This window comes from Methylobacter sp., assembly GCF_023227905.1.
In the GTDB taxonomy this organism is placed as follows: Bacteria; Pseudomonadota; Gammaproteobacteria; order Methylococcales; family Methylomonadaceae; genus Methylobacter_A.
Genome location: NZ_JALOCF010000005.1, coordinates 105106 through 120800 on the forward strand (window position 1 = coordinate 105106; position 15695 = coordinate 120800).

The 15695-nt window shown below is 55.8% G+C and carries 14 protein-coding genes; 5 read left to right on the forward strand and 9 right to left on the reverse strand.

Annotated features, from left to right (window positions below):
• Positions 1–88: 88 nt before the first annotated feature.
• The 6 genes from M0R47_RS03550 to apaG form a co-directional block, all read right to left on the reverse strand.
• Positions 89–1804: a ShlB/FhaC/HecB family hemolysin secretion/activation protein gene (locus M0R47_RS03550; RefSeq protein WP_292550397.1), complete on the reverse strand. Its 1716-nt coding sequence runs from the start codon at positions 1802–1804 to the stop codon at positions 89–91.
• 26 nt (positions 1805–1830) lie between these two features.
• A complete protein-coding gene (locus tag M0R47_RS03555; protein ID WP_292550400.1) occupies positions 1831–5586 on the reverse strand; it encodes an MBG domain-containing protein in 3756 nt (1251 codons plus the stop codon).
• Positions 5587–5866: 280 nt separating this feature from the next.
• Positions 5867–6643, reverse strand: a complete 777-nt coding sequence (locus M0R47_RS03560) for a helix-turn-helix transcriptional regulator (protein WP_292550402.1) — start codon at positions 6641–6643, stop codon at positions 5867–5869.
• Positions 6644–6702: 59 nt separating this feature from the next.
• Complete coding sequence (locus tag M0R47_RS03565; protein ID WP_292550405.1) at positions 6703–7482, reverse strand: helix-turn-helix transcriptional regulator; 780 nt, start codon at positions 7480–7482, stop codon at positions 6703–6705.
• Positions 7483–7496: 14 nt separating this feature from the next.
• Positions 7497–8342, reverse strand: a complete 846-nt coding sequence (locus M0R47_RS03570) for a symmetrical bis(5'-nucleosyl)-tetraphosphatase (protein ID WP_292550409.1) — start codon at positions 8340–8342, stop codon at positions 7497–7499.
• Between the two features lie 2 nt (positions 8343–8344).
• Positions 8345–8722, reverse strand: coding sequence for a Co2+/Mg2+ efflux protein ApaG (gene apaG / locus M0R47_RS03575; RefSeq protein WP_292550412.1), 378 nt, complete (start codon positions 8720–8722; stop codon positions 8345–8347).
• A gap of 71 nt (positions 8723–8793) precedes the next feature.
• On the opposite strand from apaG, the gene M0R47_RS03580 reads away from it, so the two are divergent.
• The 5 genes from M0R47_RS03580 (at position 8794) to murI (ending at position 13686) form a co-directional block, all read left to right on the forward strand.
• Positions 8794–9330, forward strand: a complete 537-nt coding sequence (locus M0R47_RS03580; protein ID WP_292550415.1) for an ankyrin repeat domain-containing protein — start codon at positions 8794–8796, stop codon at positions 9328–9330.
• A 19-nt stretch (positions 9331–9349) separates the two neighbouring features.
• The gene (gene mpl, locus M0R47_RS03585; protein ID WP_292550507.1) at positions 9350–10702 is read left to right on the forward strand and encodes a UDP-N-acetylmuramate:L-alanyl-gamma-D-glutamyl-meso-diaminopimelate ligase; all 1353 of its coding nucleotides are present in this window, start codon (positions 9350–9352) and stop codon (positions 10700–10702) included.
• A gap of 183 nt (positions 10703–10885) precedes the next feature.
• The gene (gene trpD, locus M0R47_RS03590; RefSeq protein ID WP_292550418.1) at positions 10886–11902 is read left to right on the forward strand and encodes an anthranilate phosphoribosyltransferase; all 1017 of its coding nucleotides are present in this window, start codon (positions 10886–10888) and stop codon (positions 11900–11902) included.
• 15 nt (positions 11903–11917) lie between these two features.
• Complete coding sequence (gene trpC, locus M0R47_RS03595) at positions 11918–12718, forward strand: indole-3-glycerol phosphate synthase TrpC (protein WP_292550421.1); 801 nt, start codon at positions 11918–11920, stop codon at positions 12716–12718.
• A gap of 104 nt (positions 12719–12822) precedes the next feature.
• Positions 12823–13686: a glutamate racemase gene (murI, locus tag M0R47_RS03600; RefSeq protein WP_292550424.1), complete on the forward strand. Its 864-nt coding sequence runs from the start codon at positions 12823–12825 to the stop codon at positions 13684–13686.
• A gap of 98 nt (positions 13687–13784) precedes the next feature.
• Here the strand turns inward: murI and mtnC are convergent, their stop codons facing one another.
• The 3 genes from mtnC to M0R47_RS03615 are packed head-to-tail and all read right to left on the reverse strand — an operon-like array spanning position 13785 to position 15660.
• Positions 13785–14486: an acireductone synthase gene (mtnC, locus tag M0R47_RS03605; protein ID WP_292550427.1), complete on the reverse strand. Its 702-nt coding sequence runs from the start codon at positions 14484–14486 to the stop codon at positions 13785–13787.
• The gene (locus tag M0R47_RS03610) at positions 14483–15043 is read right to left on the reverse strand and encodes a cupin domain-containing protein (RefSeq protein WP_292550429.1); all 561 of its coding nucleotides are present in this window, start codon (positions 15041–15043) and stop codon (positions 14483–14485) included. The genes mtnC and M0R47_RS03610 overlap by 4 nt, the downstream gene beginning before the upstream one ends.
• Positions 15040–15660 carry a methylthioribulose 1-phosphate dehydratase gene (locus M0R47_RS03615; protein WP_292550433.1) on the reverse strand — a complete coding sequence of 207 codons (621 nt, stop codon included), beginning with the start codon at positions 15658–15660 and terminating at the stop codon, positions 15040–15042. Before M0R47_RS03615 ends, M0R47_RS03610 begins: the two co-directional genes overlap by 4 nt.
• Positions 15661–15695 lie beyond the last annotated feature (35 nt).

Here is a 15695-nt window from a genome sequence, read left to right on the forward strand (position 1 = left end):
GTCCAAAGCCAGCTTTGGACTCCAGTATTGTTTTACGAGCTGATTTCCAGGTTTTTTAGTCCCTAAGCGCACAGCTCGCCAACCAGCCTCAAAAGCCCATACCCATTTCCAGCCATGCCCGCACCGAGTCGGTCTTACCGACTAGCTCCGGCACCGGGCCGACCGGCGTGGCGATGAAGGCCCTGGCGCTCAACTGACTTGCGCCGACCCAGCCCAGCTTCGGCCCCAGCCAGTTAAGCCCGCCGCCCGCTCCGCTCAGCGTGGCCCTGTTGGTTCCGGCAGACCATGGATTTTGATTAACCGTCACCTGCGCGCTATCGATAAAGCCGACCACCTGGAATTGTCCAAACCGGCCCGAACCGAGGGCATGCCGGAGCTCGGCAGTTCCTATATAGCCCGTGTCGCCGGACACCGCACCCATGTCATAGCCGCGCACCGTGTAAGGTCCGCCCACGATCATCTTCCTGGCCGAATCCAGGTTGTCTTGCGCCCACTGGCCGGTGAAAGCCAGATACAATTGGTCTTGCGCAGTCAGGCTTTGCAGGCGGGACAGATTCGCGATCCATTTCGAGAACAGGCCCTGGGTTTTTGCGGTCGCCGCATCCGACAACTGCGCCTCCGGGTTGTCGAAGCCGACATGGCCGCCGGTCCAGCCCAAAATCCAGGTGTTGATGCCGCCGGACAGCAGCGTGTCCCGCGCATCGCCGGACACGCTGATCGTGCCGTTATCCAGATGCCGGTAGATCTTGATGTCGCTGACGTCGACACGGTCGCGCAGCTCCATCCAGTCGTACTCGACTTGTCCGTACAGATTGAAATTCCGGCTGCGCACCAGCGGGTGCCTGCCCCAGACACTGCCGACCTGGGCGGTGCCGCGCACCTCCAGCGCCGAAAGCGATCCGCTCAGCTCATAGTCCAGCGCCGAATAAGCCGCGCCCAAACGGGTGCCGTGGCCGTTGACCAGCGATTCGTAAGACAGCCGTCCGTAGTTCAGGCCGCTGCCGGAAGTCAGTCCGCTAAGACTCAGCACATCGCCGTGGTGCAGCGGGTTAATCCAGTTCACCGTGCCGCCGGCCCGGGGTCTGCCTGTGTAGCGGTTGCCGTAATCGTCCACCACCAGATTGCCGGTGACCGCCTGGGCGGCGGTGGCGTCCACCGCCAGATCGGAGGCCCCGACCGTCGCGCCAGGCCTCAGCGTCGTGGCGGCCGCCACGCCCGGAATATCGGAGAGCAGCAACAGCGCACGATCCAGCCCCGCCTGGACGATGGTCTGCCCGCCTTGCAGCGGGGCGAGCGTATCGTTCAGCAGCGAATCGCCGACCTTGCTTTGGTTATCGAGCAGGATCTTGCCATAGCGCGCTTCCATGACCTCGATGCGCACCACGCCGGATTGGATGGTTTGCGCCGGGATAAACGCCCGCGCCAGCGGATAGCCGTGGCGGCGATAATAACCGGTGATACGGTCGGCCAATTCGCTTAACTGGGGCAGAGTGATGCTGGTGCCTTCCGCATCCGCCACCAGAGCGTGCAGGGTCTGGGGATCGATTTTTTCGTTGCCGGCGATTTGGATCGATTTGACCGGAAAAGGCACACTGGCCGGTAGCTTGCCGCCGCCATTTTGTCCAATATCCAGCACCGGCCCGGTGGACGAAGGGGCCGGCGGCTTGACCGGCTGAAGCTGTTGCAACATAGAGCCTGCGCCGGGAACGACAAAATCCGCAGCCGGAGCAACCAGCGGGAAAAGGACGAGTAAGGATGCCAATAACGGTTTCATGGATTGATGGGGTATGGGATTAAATTTCATACTGAGGGAACGAAGTAAAAAATATCTTATTCATCCATGTTGAGCATATAGTCCGGCAGATTCACGCCGGGATGCACAATTGTAAATGTCGGGCCGTTCGCCCCGATTGCCGTCGTAGAGCTCAGCTTGGTATTAGTTTGCACTGCGTTGGTGACGGATTCAGGCGATGATGCCTCGACTGCCTCGGCGCTGGGATTTTGTGCTACCGTCATGGCAGGGGACAGACTGGACGTTACAGGCTGGCTGCTTATCGGGGGCGAGAGAATCGTCGACTCCAGTTGCGCCATCACATTAAGAACTTGTTCCGGCGGCCTGTTGGGGATCAGCGTCGGGGCGGCGTTGGCCGTAACGGTTAGTGCAGCCGGAGTCACGGTTAAGGTTCCGTCCGCGAAGGTAATGGCATAGTTTGACGAAGTCAGGCCGGAAGGTGTGATGGCATAGCTGCCGGTATTGACTGCGCCTTGGGCGCTGCCGCCGTAGCCCAGGCTGCCGCCGAGCACATCCACCCCTTCGCCGTTGACCAAGCCGCTGTAGCCAACGCCGTTGCCGCCGCTGTAGGCCAAGCCGTCGTAGATTTTGCTGAAGCCGTTGGCGGTAATGGTCAGCGCCGCCGGATTCACCGTCAGGCTGCCGTCCGCGAAGGTAATGGCATAGTTGGATGAAGTCAGGCCGGAAGGCGTGATGGCGTACGTCCCGGCGTTGATAGCGTCCTGGGCGCTGCCGCCATAAGCCAGCGCGCCACCCAACACATCGGAACCTTCGCTGTTGACAAAGCCCGAGTAACCGACGCCGTTGCCGCCGCTGTAGGCCAAGCCGTCGTAAATCTTGGCGGCATTGTTGGCGGTGACAGTCAGCGCCGCCGGATTCACCGTCAGGCTGCCGTCCGCGAAGGTAATGGCATAATTGGACGAAGTCAGGCCGGAAGGTGTGATCGCATAGCTGCCGGCGTTGACAGCGTTTTGCGAACTGCCGCCATAAGCCAGCGTACCGCCCAGCACCGCCGACGTTTCGCCGTTGACGAAACCGCTGTAAGTAACACCGTTGCCGCCGCTGTAGGCCAGGCTATCGTAAGTCTTGGAAAACCCGTTGGCCGTCAAGGTCAACGGCGCCTGGGCCACCGTCAGATTGCCCGCGTAGAGAATCTGGTAGCCCGTCCCCGTGGCCCCCGCACCGCGCACGGCGCTGGTGGTACCGGCGGCACTGGCGGCGCTGGTCGAGGCGGTCCAAGCCAGACTGCCTGTGTTGACGAGGCCGCTGGCATTCGCGCCCGTCTGGTCCAGGATGCTGGCGATGCCGAAGGTCACCGCCGAACCGTAGGTCTGGCTGGCGCTGGCGGTGATAGTGATGTAGGGCAATGCCTTGATCCCCGGATAGGGGTTGCCCGCTCCCCAATCGGTCGTGCTCCATGCGCCGTCGCTGGGGGAGGAACTGAATGGGCCGTTGGTGAGCCATTGCGCGGTAGTCAGCCCCGTGCCGCCGCCTGCGCTGCTGTTCTGGCCGGTGGTGGTTTCATCCCAGTAGCTGCTGGTGACCGTGGGGACGCCCTGGATAAAGCCGACCAGCCCGCCCAGCGTATTGTTGCCGGTGACCAGGCCCGTGGCGTAGCTGTTGCTGATGCTGGCAGTGTTCTGGTGCCTTCCTACCAAGCCGCCGATATAGCTGGCGGCAGCGTTACCGCTAGGAGCGGAGACGCTGCCCGTCGCATAGCTGTAGCTGATGGCGCCGTTGTTGATGCCTACCAGTCCTCCGGCCATGGCAGAAGTGGATCCGCCGCCGAGTCCTGCCGAGACGCTGACGTTGGCGTAGCTGTAGCTGATGGCGCTACTGCCAAGGGTAACTCCGACCAGTCCGCCGACGATTTGGGTCGATGAGTAGACGCTGCCGCCGTCGACATAGCTGTTGCGGATGGCCGTGCCGGTATCGGCCCTGCCCACCAGCGCGCCGGTGGCCCCGTTGCTACCGCCGGAGATGGCGACGTTCAGCAGCCCGACGTTTTGCAGCAGGGCGTTCTGGGTCCAGCCGAACAGGCCGAAGCTGCCATCGGTGCGGTTGATCGACAGGTTGCTGATGGTGTGGCCGAGGCCGTCGAACTTGCCGGTGAACACCTTGCTATTTCCGTCCGAAATCCTGTAGTAACCCACCGGATTGAAGCCTCCCGCCCAGCCGGACGTAGGGCCGGCGTTGATGTCGGCCCCCAGGACGTAGTTGCCGGCAAGGTTGGCGGGGGTGATGGCGACTGTGCCGAACATGCCTTGCAAGTCGGTCCCCGTGGTGCTGTTCTCCGCGCCCAGGGCGGTGATGACGGTCCAGATCGTCGGGGCGCCATCGCTGCCGAGCTTGGTGCTGAAGTTGGCGCCGGCCGGGAGGCTAACTTTGGCGCCGTTGTTCAGGGTGTAGTTGCTGGTGTTGCCCGCCGCCAGCGCGCCCTGGCCGTACTCCAGCGCCAGTTGGGCGGTGCCGGAGCCGTTGAGGTTGGCGTTGATCGCGATGTTGCGGTGGGCAGTAAGCGTGAGTTTGTTGGCCGACCAGGACACGGCGCTGTTGACGAAGATGTCGCCGTTGCCGCCGGTCAAGGCGTTGGTGGCGATGGCGACGTTGCTGCCGCCCAGGGCGGTGGACAGCGTGGATGCGCCGATGCCTGATGTTGTTAATGCCCCGCTGCCGGAGGCAATGGTGAAGTCCACCGGGTCGATCAGCCAGGTGCCGGATTGGCCGTTTTCGGCTTTGGTGGTAATCTTCGCATCGTCGGCGATTCTGACGTGGGCGGCGGAAGTTTCGATGAAGCCGCCGTTGCTCTCTTCACCCCCTCTGCCTGAGGGAGAGGGAAGCGGTGCGGAAGCGTCGAGAGTGCCGCCGACGTTCACCGTGCCGCTGTCCATGTCGCCGAGCAGCTTGATGACGCCGTTATGGTCCTCTACGGTGCGGGCTTCGATGACGCCTTCGTTGTTGACGGCGGTCGACAGCAGCGCATCGGCGGCCTTGGCCGTCATCAGCACGATGCCGCCGTCGGCCTGGATCAATTGCTTGTTTTCCGCCAGCGCTTGCAGCGCGCCTTTATCCACTTCGACATTGAGCAGTTTGTCGCCAGCGAAATCCAGGCTGATTTTATCCCCCGCCGCCAGCGCCACGGTGCCGAGCCGGGCCTGAATGATGCCCTGGTTGCTCACTTGCCCGCCCAGCAAGGCGACGTAGCCGCCATCGGCGGCGGTAATAGTACCTTGGTTGACAATTTTTCCCTCGCCTCCGTTTGCCGTGGAGGAGAAGGTGCGTTTGCCGGAAGCCGCATCGGCATCGGAGATATTCAGGGTGGACGCCACCAGACCTCCGACGTTGACTTGCGAGCCTTGGCCGAACAGTACGCCGTTGGGGTTGATCAGGTAAATCTGGCCGTTGGCGTTGAGCCGGCCCATGATCTGGCTGCCGTTGGGATCGGCGATACGATTGACGGCGACGGCGGACGCATTGGGCTGGTGAAAATCGACCTGGGCGTTTTGGCCGATGTTGAAGGTCTGCCAGTTGAGGCTGGCGTTCTGGCTGGCCTGGTTTACGTCCATATGGCTGCCGTCGACGTCGATGCTGGCCGAGCCGGCGGTGACTTGACCGCCGCCGGGTAGTTCCGTGGCGGCCGGTGCGGCGTAAGCGGCTGGGGTGAACAAGGGCAGAGTGGAAAGATACGCAATGCGTACTATACGCCACTCGATTTTTCCGTTACGGGCGAATGCAGTGGCTGGAACATAGCCATCGGTTACGGCATCCCGGATTAGGCGGTAGGTCAGATTCATGGCTATTCACTTTGTTATTTTTTGAGCCATGATACCGTTAAAATTTATAGGGTTATACCCCCCTAATTAGGGGGTGTAACCAAGTTTGAGCTGTTTGCGGTACGCATATTGATAGCCGTTAGAGCCTATAAAACTATGGTGTTCAGGTTGGACAAAAACGTAATATTAAATGCCATTAACCCCCGTTAAATAATATTTATCGGGTAGGGCGTGCTGATCCGTCGGTTCTGTGTCATTGGTGTTCTATTTTTCGTGTTTCTCGTGGTTTTCGCGGAATCAGTTAGGACGATTGCCCCAGCCACAGCGCCATCAGCGCTGCACGGTTGCTCACGCCGAATTTACGGAAAACAGCGCTGACGTATTCGTGGATGGTGTGATAACTGCGCTCCAGTTGTTCCGCGATCTGTTTTTCGGGAAGACCGGTCAACAGCAGATGCAACACCCGCCGCTCGGTCGGCGTCAGGGGAGTCGCGGCCGCCAACAATCCGTGCGAGAGCATACGTTGGCGATGGAACCATTTAATGCCGCGCAGCGCGTAGGAGAGCAGTTCGACTTCTTCGTCGGTGAACGTCTTTCGGGAATAGAAACCGAAGTGGGATTCGGCGTCCTGGTTGAGAGGGAATCCGATAAAGACGGCATCGCAGGTACCGACGGAGCCGTAATGATACCTGTAGAAAGGCGACTCAAACCATTCCGGCGACAACTCCCTGCGGAACGAGTAGGTTCTGAACGTGCCGACGCTTCGCATGGGGAGAAGAAAGGAAGGGTCGATTTCCCGCCGGTCCCAAAGTTGCAGGATTTCCTTGAAGGGGCCTTGATCCGGATCGGGGACAATGGGATGCAGTTGTATCATGGCGGAGACACGCCACCCTTGCAGCGGATCGTTATCATGCTCGCCATCCATGCGCACCGCGCCGCCCCAGGTGGCATTCCAGGCGTTGGCCAGATTGCACAGCGATTTCATCAGAAGGGAGACGGCCTGGTCGGATTGGCTGGCCTCGAAGTCCGACAGTTCATCCCAAATGCGATGTATTTTTTCATATATTGCGGGGGTCATGGTTTCTTACTCATTCATTTGCAATGGTTGCTGTTGAACTTTTTAAACAAAGGGGGACGCTACGGCGGCAGGCCGAGCCACAGGGCCATCAGCGCGGCTCTGTGGCTAACGCCGAATTTGCGATAGATGGAGCTGACATGTTCATGAACGGTGTGATAACTGCGCTCCAATTGGTCTGCAATCAGTTTTTCGGGAAGTCCGGCCAGCAGCAGATGAAGAACTTTCCGTTCGGTCGGCGTCAGCGGGACTTTGGCAAGCATCAAGCCGTGGGAAAGCATCAGTTGCTTCTGGAACCATTTGATGCTGCGCAGGATATTGGCGATTTCGTCCCGCTCGGATTCGCTGAAAGGCGGTTGATCCTCACTGCGAAAGATGCCGAACCAGGATTCGGCATCCCGGTTGACCGGAGAAGCCACCCAGAGAGCATCTGCTGTGCCGACGTCCCGGTAATAACGCCGGTAATAAGCCCCTTCGAACCACTCGGGGCCTACCAAGTCCCGCAAGCGATTCGCACGGAAGCTGCCCGCGCCGTCCAGGTTGCGGATGGTACTTTCGTCGACATCGCCTCGTTCCAGTTTTTCCGTCTGCTCCTGTACGGCAGTATCAATCTGCGATGCGGGATGCAGGTGGCGGACAACATGCGGCCGCCAGCCTTTGATCGGATCGTCGGGAAATGAAGTGTCCATGCGTACTGCGCCCATCCAAGAGGCATCCCATGCCCCTACCAATAAGCACAGGCTTTCCATAAATTGGAATAAGGCTTCGTCGGGGCGGGAAGCATCGAAATCGGCCAGTTCGTCCCACAAGCGGTGGATGAGCTCCGAACGATTGTTGCTCATTATGGTGGTCTTTTTTAGCCGGTGACAGCCAGATTATTTTTACGCGGTTTTTTAGCTTCGGGACAATCAATGCTAAAACGCTGTACCTGTTCCCCCAGCTTTAATGCGGTCAATTGCCCGCCCCAAAGACAGCCGGTATCAATGGCATAGCAGTTCGGCCCCTCGTAATATCCCAAGGCGGACCAATGGCCGAAAATAATGCGCATATCTGCGCTTTTGCGTTTGGGGACATCGAACCACGGCATAAGGCTTTTAGGCTGGGAACCTATAGGCCCGCTATGAACAAAATCCAGCCGACCGTTAACATCGCAATAACGCATCCGGGTGAAGCAATTGATGATAAAGCGCAATTTATCGACCCTTTTCAAGTCGGACGACCAGATATTGGGCTTGTTGCCGTACATTTGTTTTAAAAACGCCTCATATTTAGGGCCTTGTAAAGCCTGTTCCGCCAGCAAGGCCATTTTTTTTGTTTTTTTAAAATCCCATTGCGGCGGCAGGCCGGCATGAATCAGGCAGAAGTCCTCATTAAAATGAAACAGCGGCCGATGCCTCAGCCAATCGATTAACTCATCACTGTCCGGCGCTTCCAGTATCGGCAGCAGCGAATCTTTTTTATGGGCTATTTTAGGCGCGCAAGATGCGGCCAATAAATGCAAATCATGATTGCCCAGCACCGTGACGGCTGAATCTCCCAATGATTTGATGAAGCGGAGGGTTTCTAAAGATTTGGGGCCGCGGTTGACCAGGTCCCCGGCGAACCACAGTTGATCGGTGTGCTCATTAAAAGAGATGGTATCAAGAAGTTGTAATAACTCGTCAAAGCAACCTTGAATATCGCCGATAGCATAAATAGACATGCTTAATGCAGGGTTCTTGGGATGGACAGGGTGAATCTGGGAATATCCGCACGGAATTCATCGCCGTCATCCGAATGCATCGTATAGTTGCCCTGCATGGTGCCGACCGGTGTTTCTATCATGGCGCCGCTGGTATAACGAAACGATTCGCCGGGCTTAAGATAGGGATGCTCGCCGATAACCCCGTCGCCCCTGACTTCCTGGATCTTGCCGTTGGAATCGGTAATCAGCCAATGGCGCTGAAGCAGCTTCGCCGGTATTTCGCCTACGTTGGTGATAGTAATAGTGTAGGCGAAGACATAGCGATCCTCATCGGGGACGGATTGCGCCTCTATAAAAAAAGGAGTGGCTTCAACTAATATTTTGTTTTTTTCGTTCATTATTGGATCATATTAGGTTATATATGATCATTTGATCGTAACTTTTCATTAAACGCAAGCATCTATTCAGCATGAAATACAAAGACTGCTTTTTAATCCTGTTGCTGGCCTTGCCCCAAGCGGCTCATGCAGAAGACATCAAAGATTTGTTTGCGGCGGCCATGATGGGCAAACTTGAGAGAACAGACGCTTTGCTGGCGCAAGGGATTGATGCTAATGGCAAAACAGCCAGCGGTCGCACCGCATTGATGGCCGCAAGTTTTAGCGGCAATGTACAGATTGTTAAATCCTTGTTGGCGTACGGAGCCGATGTCAGCCTTGCCGATAATTCGGGAACAACTGCATTGATGGATGCGCTGGTTTTCGGCAATGAAGAGATCGTGAATTTACTGATTGCAGCCGGAGCCGATGTCAATGCGCTGGACAAGCAAAATGTGACGGTCATGGCCAGAGCCAAAAAGAATGCTCACGAAAACATCATTAAAATACTGGAAAAAGCCGGGGCCAAAGAAGAGGCGGAAGTGCCGATAGAAGAAGCAACCGCTAAAGATGGCGCGGGTGGAAAACCGGAAGAAAAGCCTGGCGCAAAACCGGCAGCCAAAAAATAATTTTACTCAGGACAAAACATTGCACATTCATATCTTAGGTATTTGCGGAACATTCATGGGCGGGCTTGCCGTCATTGCGCGGCAGTTGGGGCATCAGGTCAGCGGTTCCGACCAGAATGTTTATCCGCCGATGAGCACGCAACTGGAGCAGCAAGGCATCACATTGATGGAAGGTTATCGGGCTGAAAACCTGGACAGTAAACCCGATCTGGTCATTATCGGCAATGCCCTGTCGCGCGGCAATCCTGAAGTCGAGGCGGTGCTTAATAAAGGGCTGAGATATGTATCCGGCCCGCAGTGGCTGGCCGAGCATGTGTTACAGGACAAATGGGTGCTGGGCGTTGCCGGAACCCACGGCAAAACCACGACCACCAGCATGTTGAGCTGGATACTTGAGCACCAGGGTTTTAATCCGGGCTTTTTAATCGGCGGCATCCCGCTAAATTTCGGCATCTCGGCGCGGCTCGGCGAGTCCGATTTTTTTGTCATCGAAGCCGATGAATACGATTCCGCGTTTTTCGACAAGCGCTCAAAGTTTGTCCACTACCGCCCCAGAACCGCCATCCTGAACAATCTTGAATACGACCATGCCGATATTTTCCCGGACCTCGATGCAATCAAAAAGCAGTTCCATCATCTGGTCAGGACAGTGCCCGGCGAAGGCCTGATCATCAGTCCCGAAGGCGATGCCAATATCAATGACGTCTTGGCGATGGGTTGCTGGACGCCGGTCGCCAAGACATCGATTAATGCCAATGCCCAGTGGAACGCCCAACTGATCAACAGCGACGGCAGCAAGTTCGACGTGGTAATGGACAATCAAGTGCAAGGTTGTGTCGAATGGTCGTTAACCGGTCAGCATAACGTTTACAACGCGCTGTCTGCGATAGTCGCCGCAAAGCACATCGGTATCCTGCCCAAGGATGCGATAGCTGCGCTGGGGCAATTCAAAAACGTCAAGCGGCGCATGGAAGTGATCGCCAGCATCAACGGCGTGACAGTCTATGACGACTTCGCCCATCATCCGACCGCGATACAAACGACGCTGGACGGCTTGCGCAAACAGGTCGGTCAAGAGCGTATCATCGCCATCGTCGAGCCGCGCTCAAACACCATGCGCCTTGGGGTGCATACCCAAACGCTGGCGGAATCTTTAGATAATGCCGATCTAGCCATCATCTACCAGCCGGAAGCATTAGGCTGGGATTTAAGCGAACTGAAAAGATACGCGGGTAATATCGAAATCTGCTCATCGCTGGATGACATCATCTCCAAGCTTAAATTCGAAGCGCGTTACGGCGGGCATTTTGTGTTGATGAGCAACGGCAGCTTCGGCGGCATTTATCAGCGTTTGCAGGATGCGTTGCGCTAACTTATTTAATAATAAATTCACCACGAAGGCACGAACGACTGCATGGATGCAGGAGGTAGAGCACCAAAAGTAGGCGCTCTAAGCGACGCAGGGAGCGGTTGCCGAGAGCACGAAGAAAATTAAAATAAAAACTTCGTGTCCTTCGTGTCTTCGTGGTGAAACATAATTTACTCAAACAAAAACATGCAAATACAACAAGCCCTGCAAGCCCTGCTGAACAAGCAAAACCTCAGTTCCGATGAAATGCGCGAGGTGATGCATTTTATCATGAGCGGTAATGCCACCGACGCGCAAATCGGCGGTTTTTTGATCGCGCTACGCTGCAAAGGCGAAACCATCGACGAAATCGCCGCCGCCGCGGAAGTGATGCGCGAATTGGCGACTAAAGTTCCGGTTCAAGGCGATCATGTCATCGACACTTGCGGCACCGGCGGCGACGGCGCGAACACCTTTAACATCTCCACGACCTGCGCTTTTGTCGTGGCCGCCGCCGGCGGGCAGGTCGCCAAACACGGCAATCGTTCCGTATCGAGCAGCTGCGGCAGCGCCGATTTGCTGGAAGCCGCCGGGGTCAATCTGGATTTGAATGCCGAGCAGGTCGCGCATTGCGTCCATGACATCGGCGTCGGCTTTTTATTTGCGCCCAAACATCACGGCGCGATGAAATACACCAGCAACGCCCGCAAGGAAATGGGTGTCAGAACCCTGTTCAACCTGTTAGGCCCGTTATCCAACCCCGCCGGAGCGCCGAACCAGCTGATCGGCGTATTCGCCAAGCAGTGGCTGGAACCGCTGGCGCAGGCGTTGAAAAAACTCGGCAGCCAGCATGTGCTGGTCGTCAATGCCGACGACGGGCTTGATGAAATCAGCATTGCATCGCCCTCAACCATTGCCGAGCTTAAAAATGGCGAAGTCACCCGCTATACGATTACGCCGGAACAATTCGGTTTTACGCGGGCCAGTCTGGATGAATTGGCTATTGATGGTGCCGCTTCCAGCCTGGTGATGGTAAAATCGGTGCTGGACAATAAAGCCGGAGCGGCAAGAGATATCGTGGCGCTCAATGCAGGGGCGGCCATTTATGCGGCCAATATCACCGACTCTTTAAACGCAGGCATAGAAAAAGCCGGGCAGCTGATCGCCAGCGGCGCGGCAAAAGCCAAATTCGACGCGTTGATTGCTTATTCAAAAAACTTATAACAAAGACTAATAGCCATGACCGAAACGCCAGACATCTTAAAAAAAATCCTCGATAAAAAAGCCGAAGAGGTTGCCAGACGAAGATTAGGCATGAGCATCGCCAATCTGGAAGAAATTGCCGGAACCGTAGAAAGCCCTCGGGGCTTTTATAACGCCCTGCAAAGCAAGGTATTGGCAAAAAAGCCGGCCATTATTGCCGAAATCAAAAAAGCCTCGCCCAGCAAAGGCGTAATCAGGGAATTTTTTCAACCGATCGCTATCGGCCAGGATTACGCGATGAATGGCGCGGCCTGTTTGTCGGTATTGACCGATAAGGAATTTTTTCAGGGTTCGGAAGTTTACCTGCAAATGGTCAGGGAACGCTGTCCGCTGCCGGTGCTGCGCAAAGACTTCATGATCGACCCTTACCAAATTTATGAAGCCCGCGCATTGGGCGCAGACTGCATATTGCTGATCGTTGCCGCGTTGGAAGACGGCCAGATGCACGAGCTATCGGATATCGCCACCAAACTGGGCATGGACGTGCTGGTGGAAGTCCATAATGCCGAAGAACTGCAACGAGCCTTAACGTTGGATACCAAACTGATCGGTATCAACAACCGCAACCTGCGCACCTTTGAAACCTCATTGCAGACGACGCTGGATTTAAAAGCGCAAGTTCCCGAAGATCGTTTGATCATCACTGAAAGCGGCATTCATACTCATGAAGACGTGCAACTGATGCTGGATAACGACATCTATACTTTCCTGGTTGGCGAAGCGTTCATGCGCGCGGAAAGCCCTGGGCAGAAGATGCGCGAGTTGTTTGGTTTGTAAGATAGATTCTGGTTTTTCTATTAAGTCATGCAAAAGTTGTTGTCGCCGGTTCCGGGCATCTCCGGTGTAAAAATGCCCCTTACTGCCCAGTAAAGCTGCAAAACATGAATGCCGCAAATCCCATTGGTGTTTTCGATTCAGGCGTTGGCGGGTTATCCGTCCTGCGTGAAATTCGTAGCGCATTGCCAAGTGAAGACCTGTTGTATGTAGCCGATTCGGCCCATGCGCCGTACGGTGATAAATCCCAGCAATTTATCGAGGAACGGTCGATTGCGATTACCGAGTTTTTGATAAGCCGGAATGCCAAGGCCATCGTCGTTGCCTGTAATACGGCAACGGGCGCTGCGATAACGACATTGCGTTCAAGATTTTCCATGCCGATTATTGCGATGGAACCTGCGGTAAAGCCTGCGGTTGCGAACACCCGGTCAGGCGTTATCGGCGTGCTGGCGACCAGCCGGACTTTGGCTAGTGATAATTTTGTGAAGCTGTTTGCGCGCTACGGCGAGGACGCCGAAATATTGGGCCAATCGTGTCCCGGTTTGGTTGAGCAGGTGGAAACGGGGGATCTGTCGGGCGACAAAACCCGGCTATTGCTGGAACGGTATGTACTGCCGTTGCTGGAGCGGGGCGCTGACACGCTGGTGCTGGGTTGCACGCATTATCCGTTCCTGGCGCCGCTGATACAGCAGATAGCAGGCCCCGGGGTAGCTGTGATAGATTCCGCCGCCGCCGTAGCACGGCAACTTCGCCATCGGCTGGAAGCGGGCCATTTGTTGGCAGATAAGGGCGAGGCGGGCACGGAATGTTTCTGGACCAGCGGCGCAGTGGATAAAGCTCGGCCGCTGGTCTCTCAATTATGGCGTTCGGAGACTGAGGTATTCGCTTTACCGGCATCCGCTGGGCATAAGATGGAACAGGATTGTCTGATCCGCACGTTACGCGAGTTAGACCTTCCAGGTTTTTAAAACCTAGAAGGTCTGCCGGAAAAGCTTCCGCTCCATGCTCACGCTCCTTACCTACATCCATGTAGGCAACACCGGTTCTCGCTGCCGCTCAAACCGGCTTACTTGTGCCCCCTGTGGGTATTCCGGCCTACATCGATTTGATTAAAATTATTTACCTGCCGATGTTCGGCTTGCGGGTCGGGCGTACCGTCCCGGACTAGCCAAATGGTCTCAAAACCCGCGGCTTTGGCGGCATCCAGTTCTTCTTTAATATCCGATAAAAACAACAGCTGGTTGGCTGGCATGTCCAGCTGTTTGGCGATATTGTCATACGATTGTTGTTCTCTCTTACCGCCGATATGGGTATCGAAGTAGCCGGAAAACAGCGGCGTCAAATCGCCGTATTCGGTATGCCCGAACAGCAGTTTTTGCGCGTAGACCGAGCCGGAAGAGTAAACATACAAATCCAGCCCGTGGGCTTTCCATGACTTGAGCTTTTCTGCGGCGTCGGCATACAAATGGCCTTTGAAGTCGCCCTGCCGGTAACCGGCTTCCCAGATCAGACCTTGCAGGGATTTTAGGGGCGTGACTTTTTTGTCTTCGTCTATCCACTGGATCAGTTGAGCGATGATTTGCTCAAGCGACAGTTCCGAACCGACTTCCTTGCAAACATCGTCCAGCAGTGGTTTTACTTGCGGGTCGCGCTCATGACAACGGACATAGTCGGGCAGATTAGCCCGCGCATAGGGAAACAGCACATCCTTCACAAACAGGATCGACGAGGTCGTGCCTTCGATGTCGGTGACGATGGCTTTAATCATGCTAAGCCTGTAACGTATTGATCAAGGGTTGGGAAAGATTTGGATATGTCGCTGCCGGTAAAATCGGCGACCCAGCCTTCCGGCGTGGTAAACAAGCGTATGCATTTAAATTTGGGGTTCTCGCCCATGTCGAACCAGTGCGTGGTGTTGGCCGGCACGCTGATCAAATCGCCTTGCTCGCACAACACGGCATACACTTTACCGTCGACATGCAGGTAAAACAGGCCGCGGCCTTCGATGAAAAAGCGCACTTCAAAATCGGCATGGACGTGTTCGGATAGAAATTTCTGCCGGAATGCGGCCTTGTCCGGATGGTCCGGATTCAAGCTGATCACATCAACGGATTGAAAACCGTATTGCTGTCTCAGGCGCTCGATCGAATCGCTGTAGGCGGCGATCACGGTATCCTGGTCGGCGTCGGCGGCCAGTTCGCAGTTGGCTGTCCAGCGTTCGAACTGCACGCCGATCTGGTCCAGATGCCGGTGTATTGCATTAAAGTCAGTGTAAGCGACACCTGACTGTGGTTGGTTTTCGGGATAAACGGTTAAAGCGCTCATAGTCTTCTGGCTCCGTGCAGTCTTAATTCACAATCAAATAAAAATTCCAGCGCCTCAAGGTGGCGCAATGTTTCCTGTACCGAGCCGCCCCAGGTATAAAGCCCGTGTCCGGCAATGATGTAAGCGTAAATGGCGCCGTGTTGGTCCATATACTGTTCCACTTGCCCGGCCAGGCGGAGGATATTCTGGTCGTTGGCAAAAATGGGTATCACAACCCGGCTTTCGTGGGTATCAATGCCGGCCAGGGCCTTTAACAGCTCGTAGTCTTCCAAGGCGATTTCGGATTTGAAAAGCCGCGAACACAACGTGGCATTAATCGAATGCGGGTGCAGTACCGACTGAACTTCCGGAAAACGCTTATATAGTGTGGTATGCAGCAGCGTTTCCGCCGACGGTTTTTTGCCGTCCAGGGAGTTGGCATCGGCGTCAATCAGCATGATATCGTCCAACTGCAAGCGGCCCTTGTGCTTGCCGGAAACGGTAATCGCAATGTTGCCGTCAGGCAGCCGTGCGGAAAAATTGCCGCTGGTTGCAGGTACCCAGCCTTTGCTGTCGATAAATTGACCGGCATCAATCAGTTGATTGGCCAGATTGAAAAAGTCTTCGGAATAAGTCATGTCGGTGGGTTATAAAGGCTGGCGCCGAGTAATAG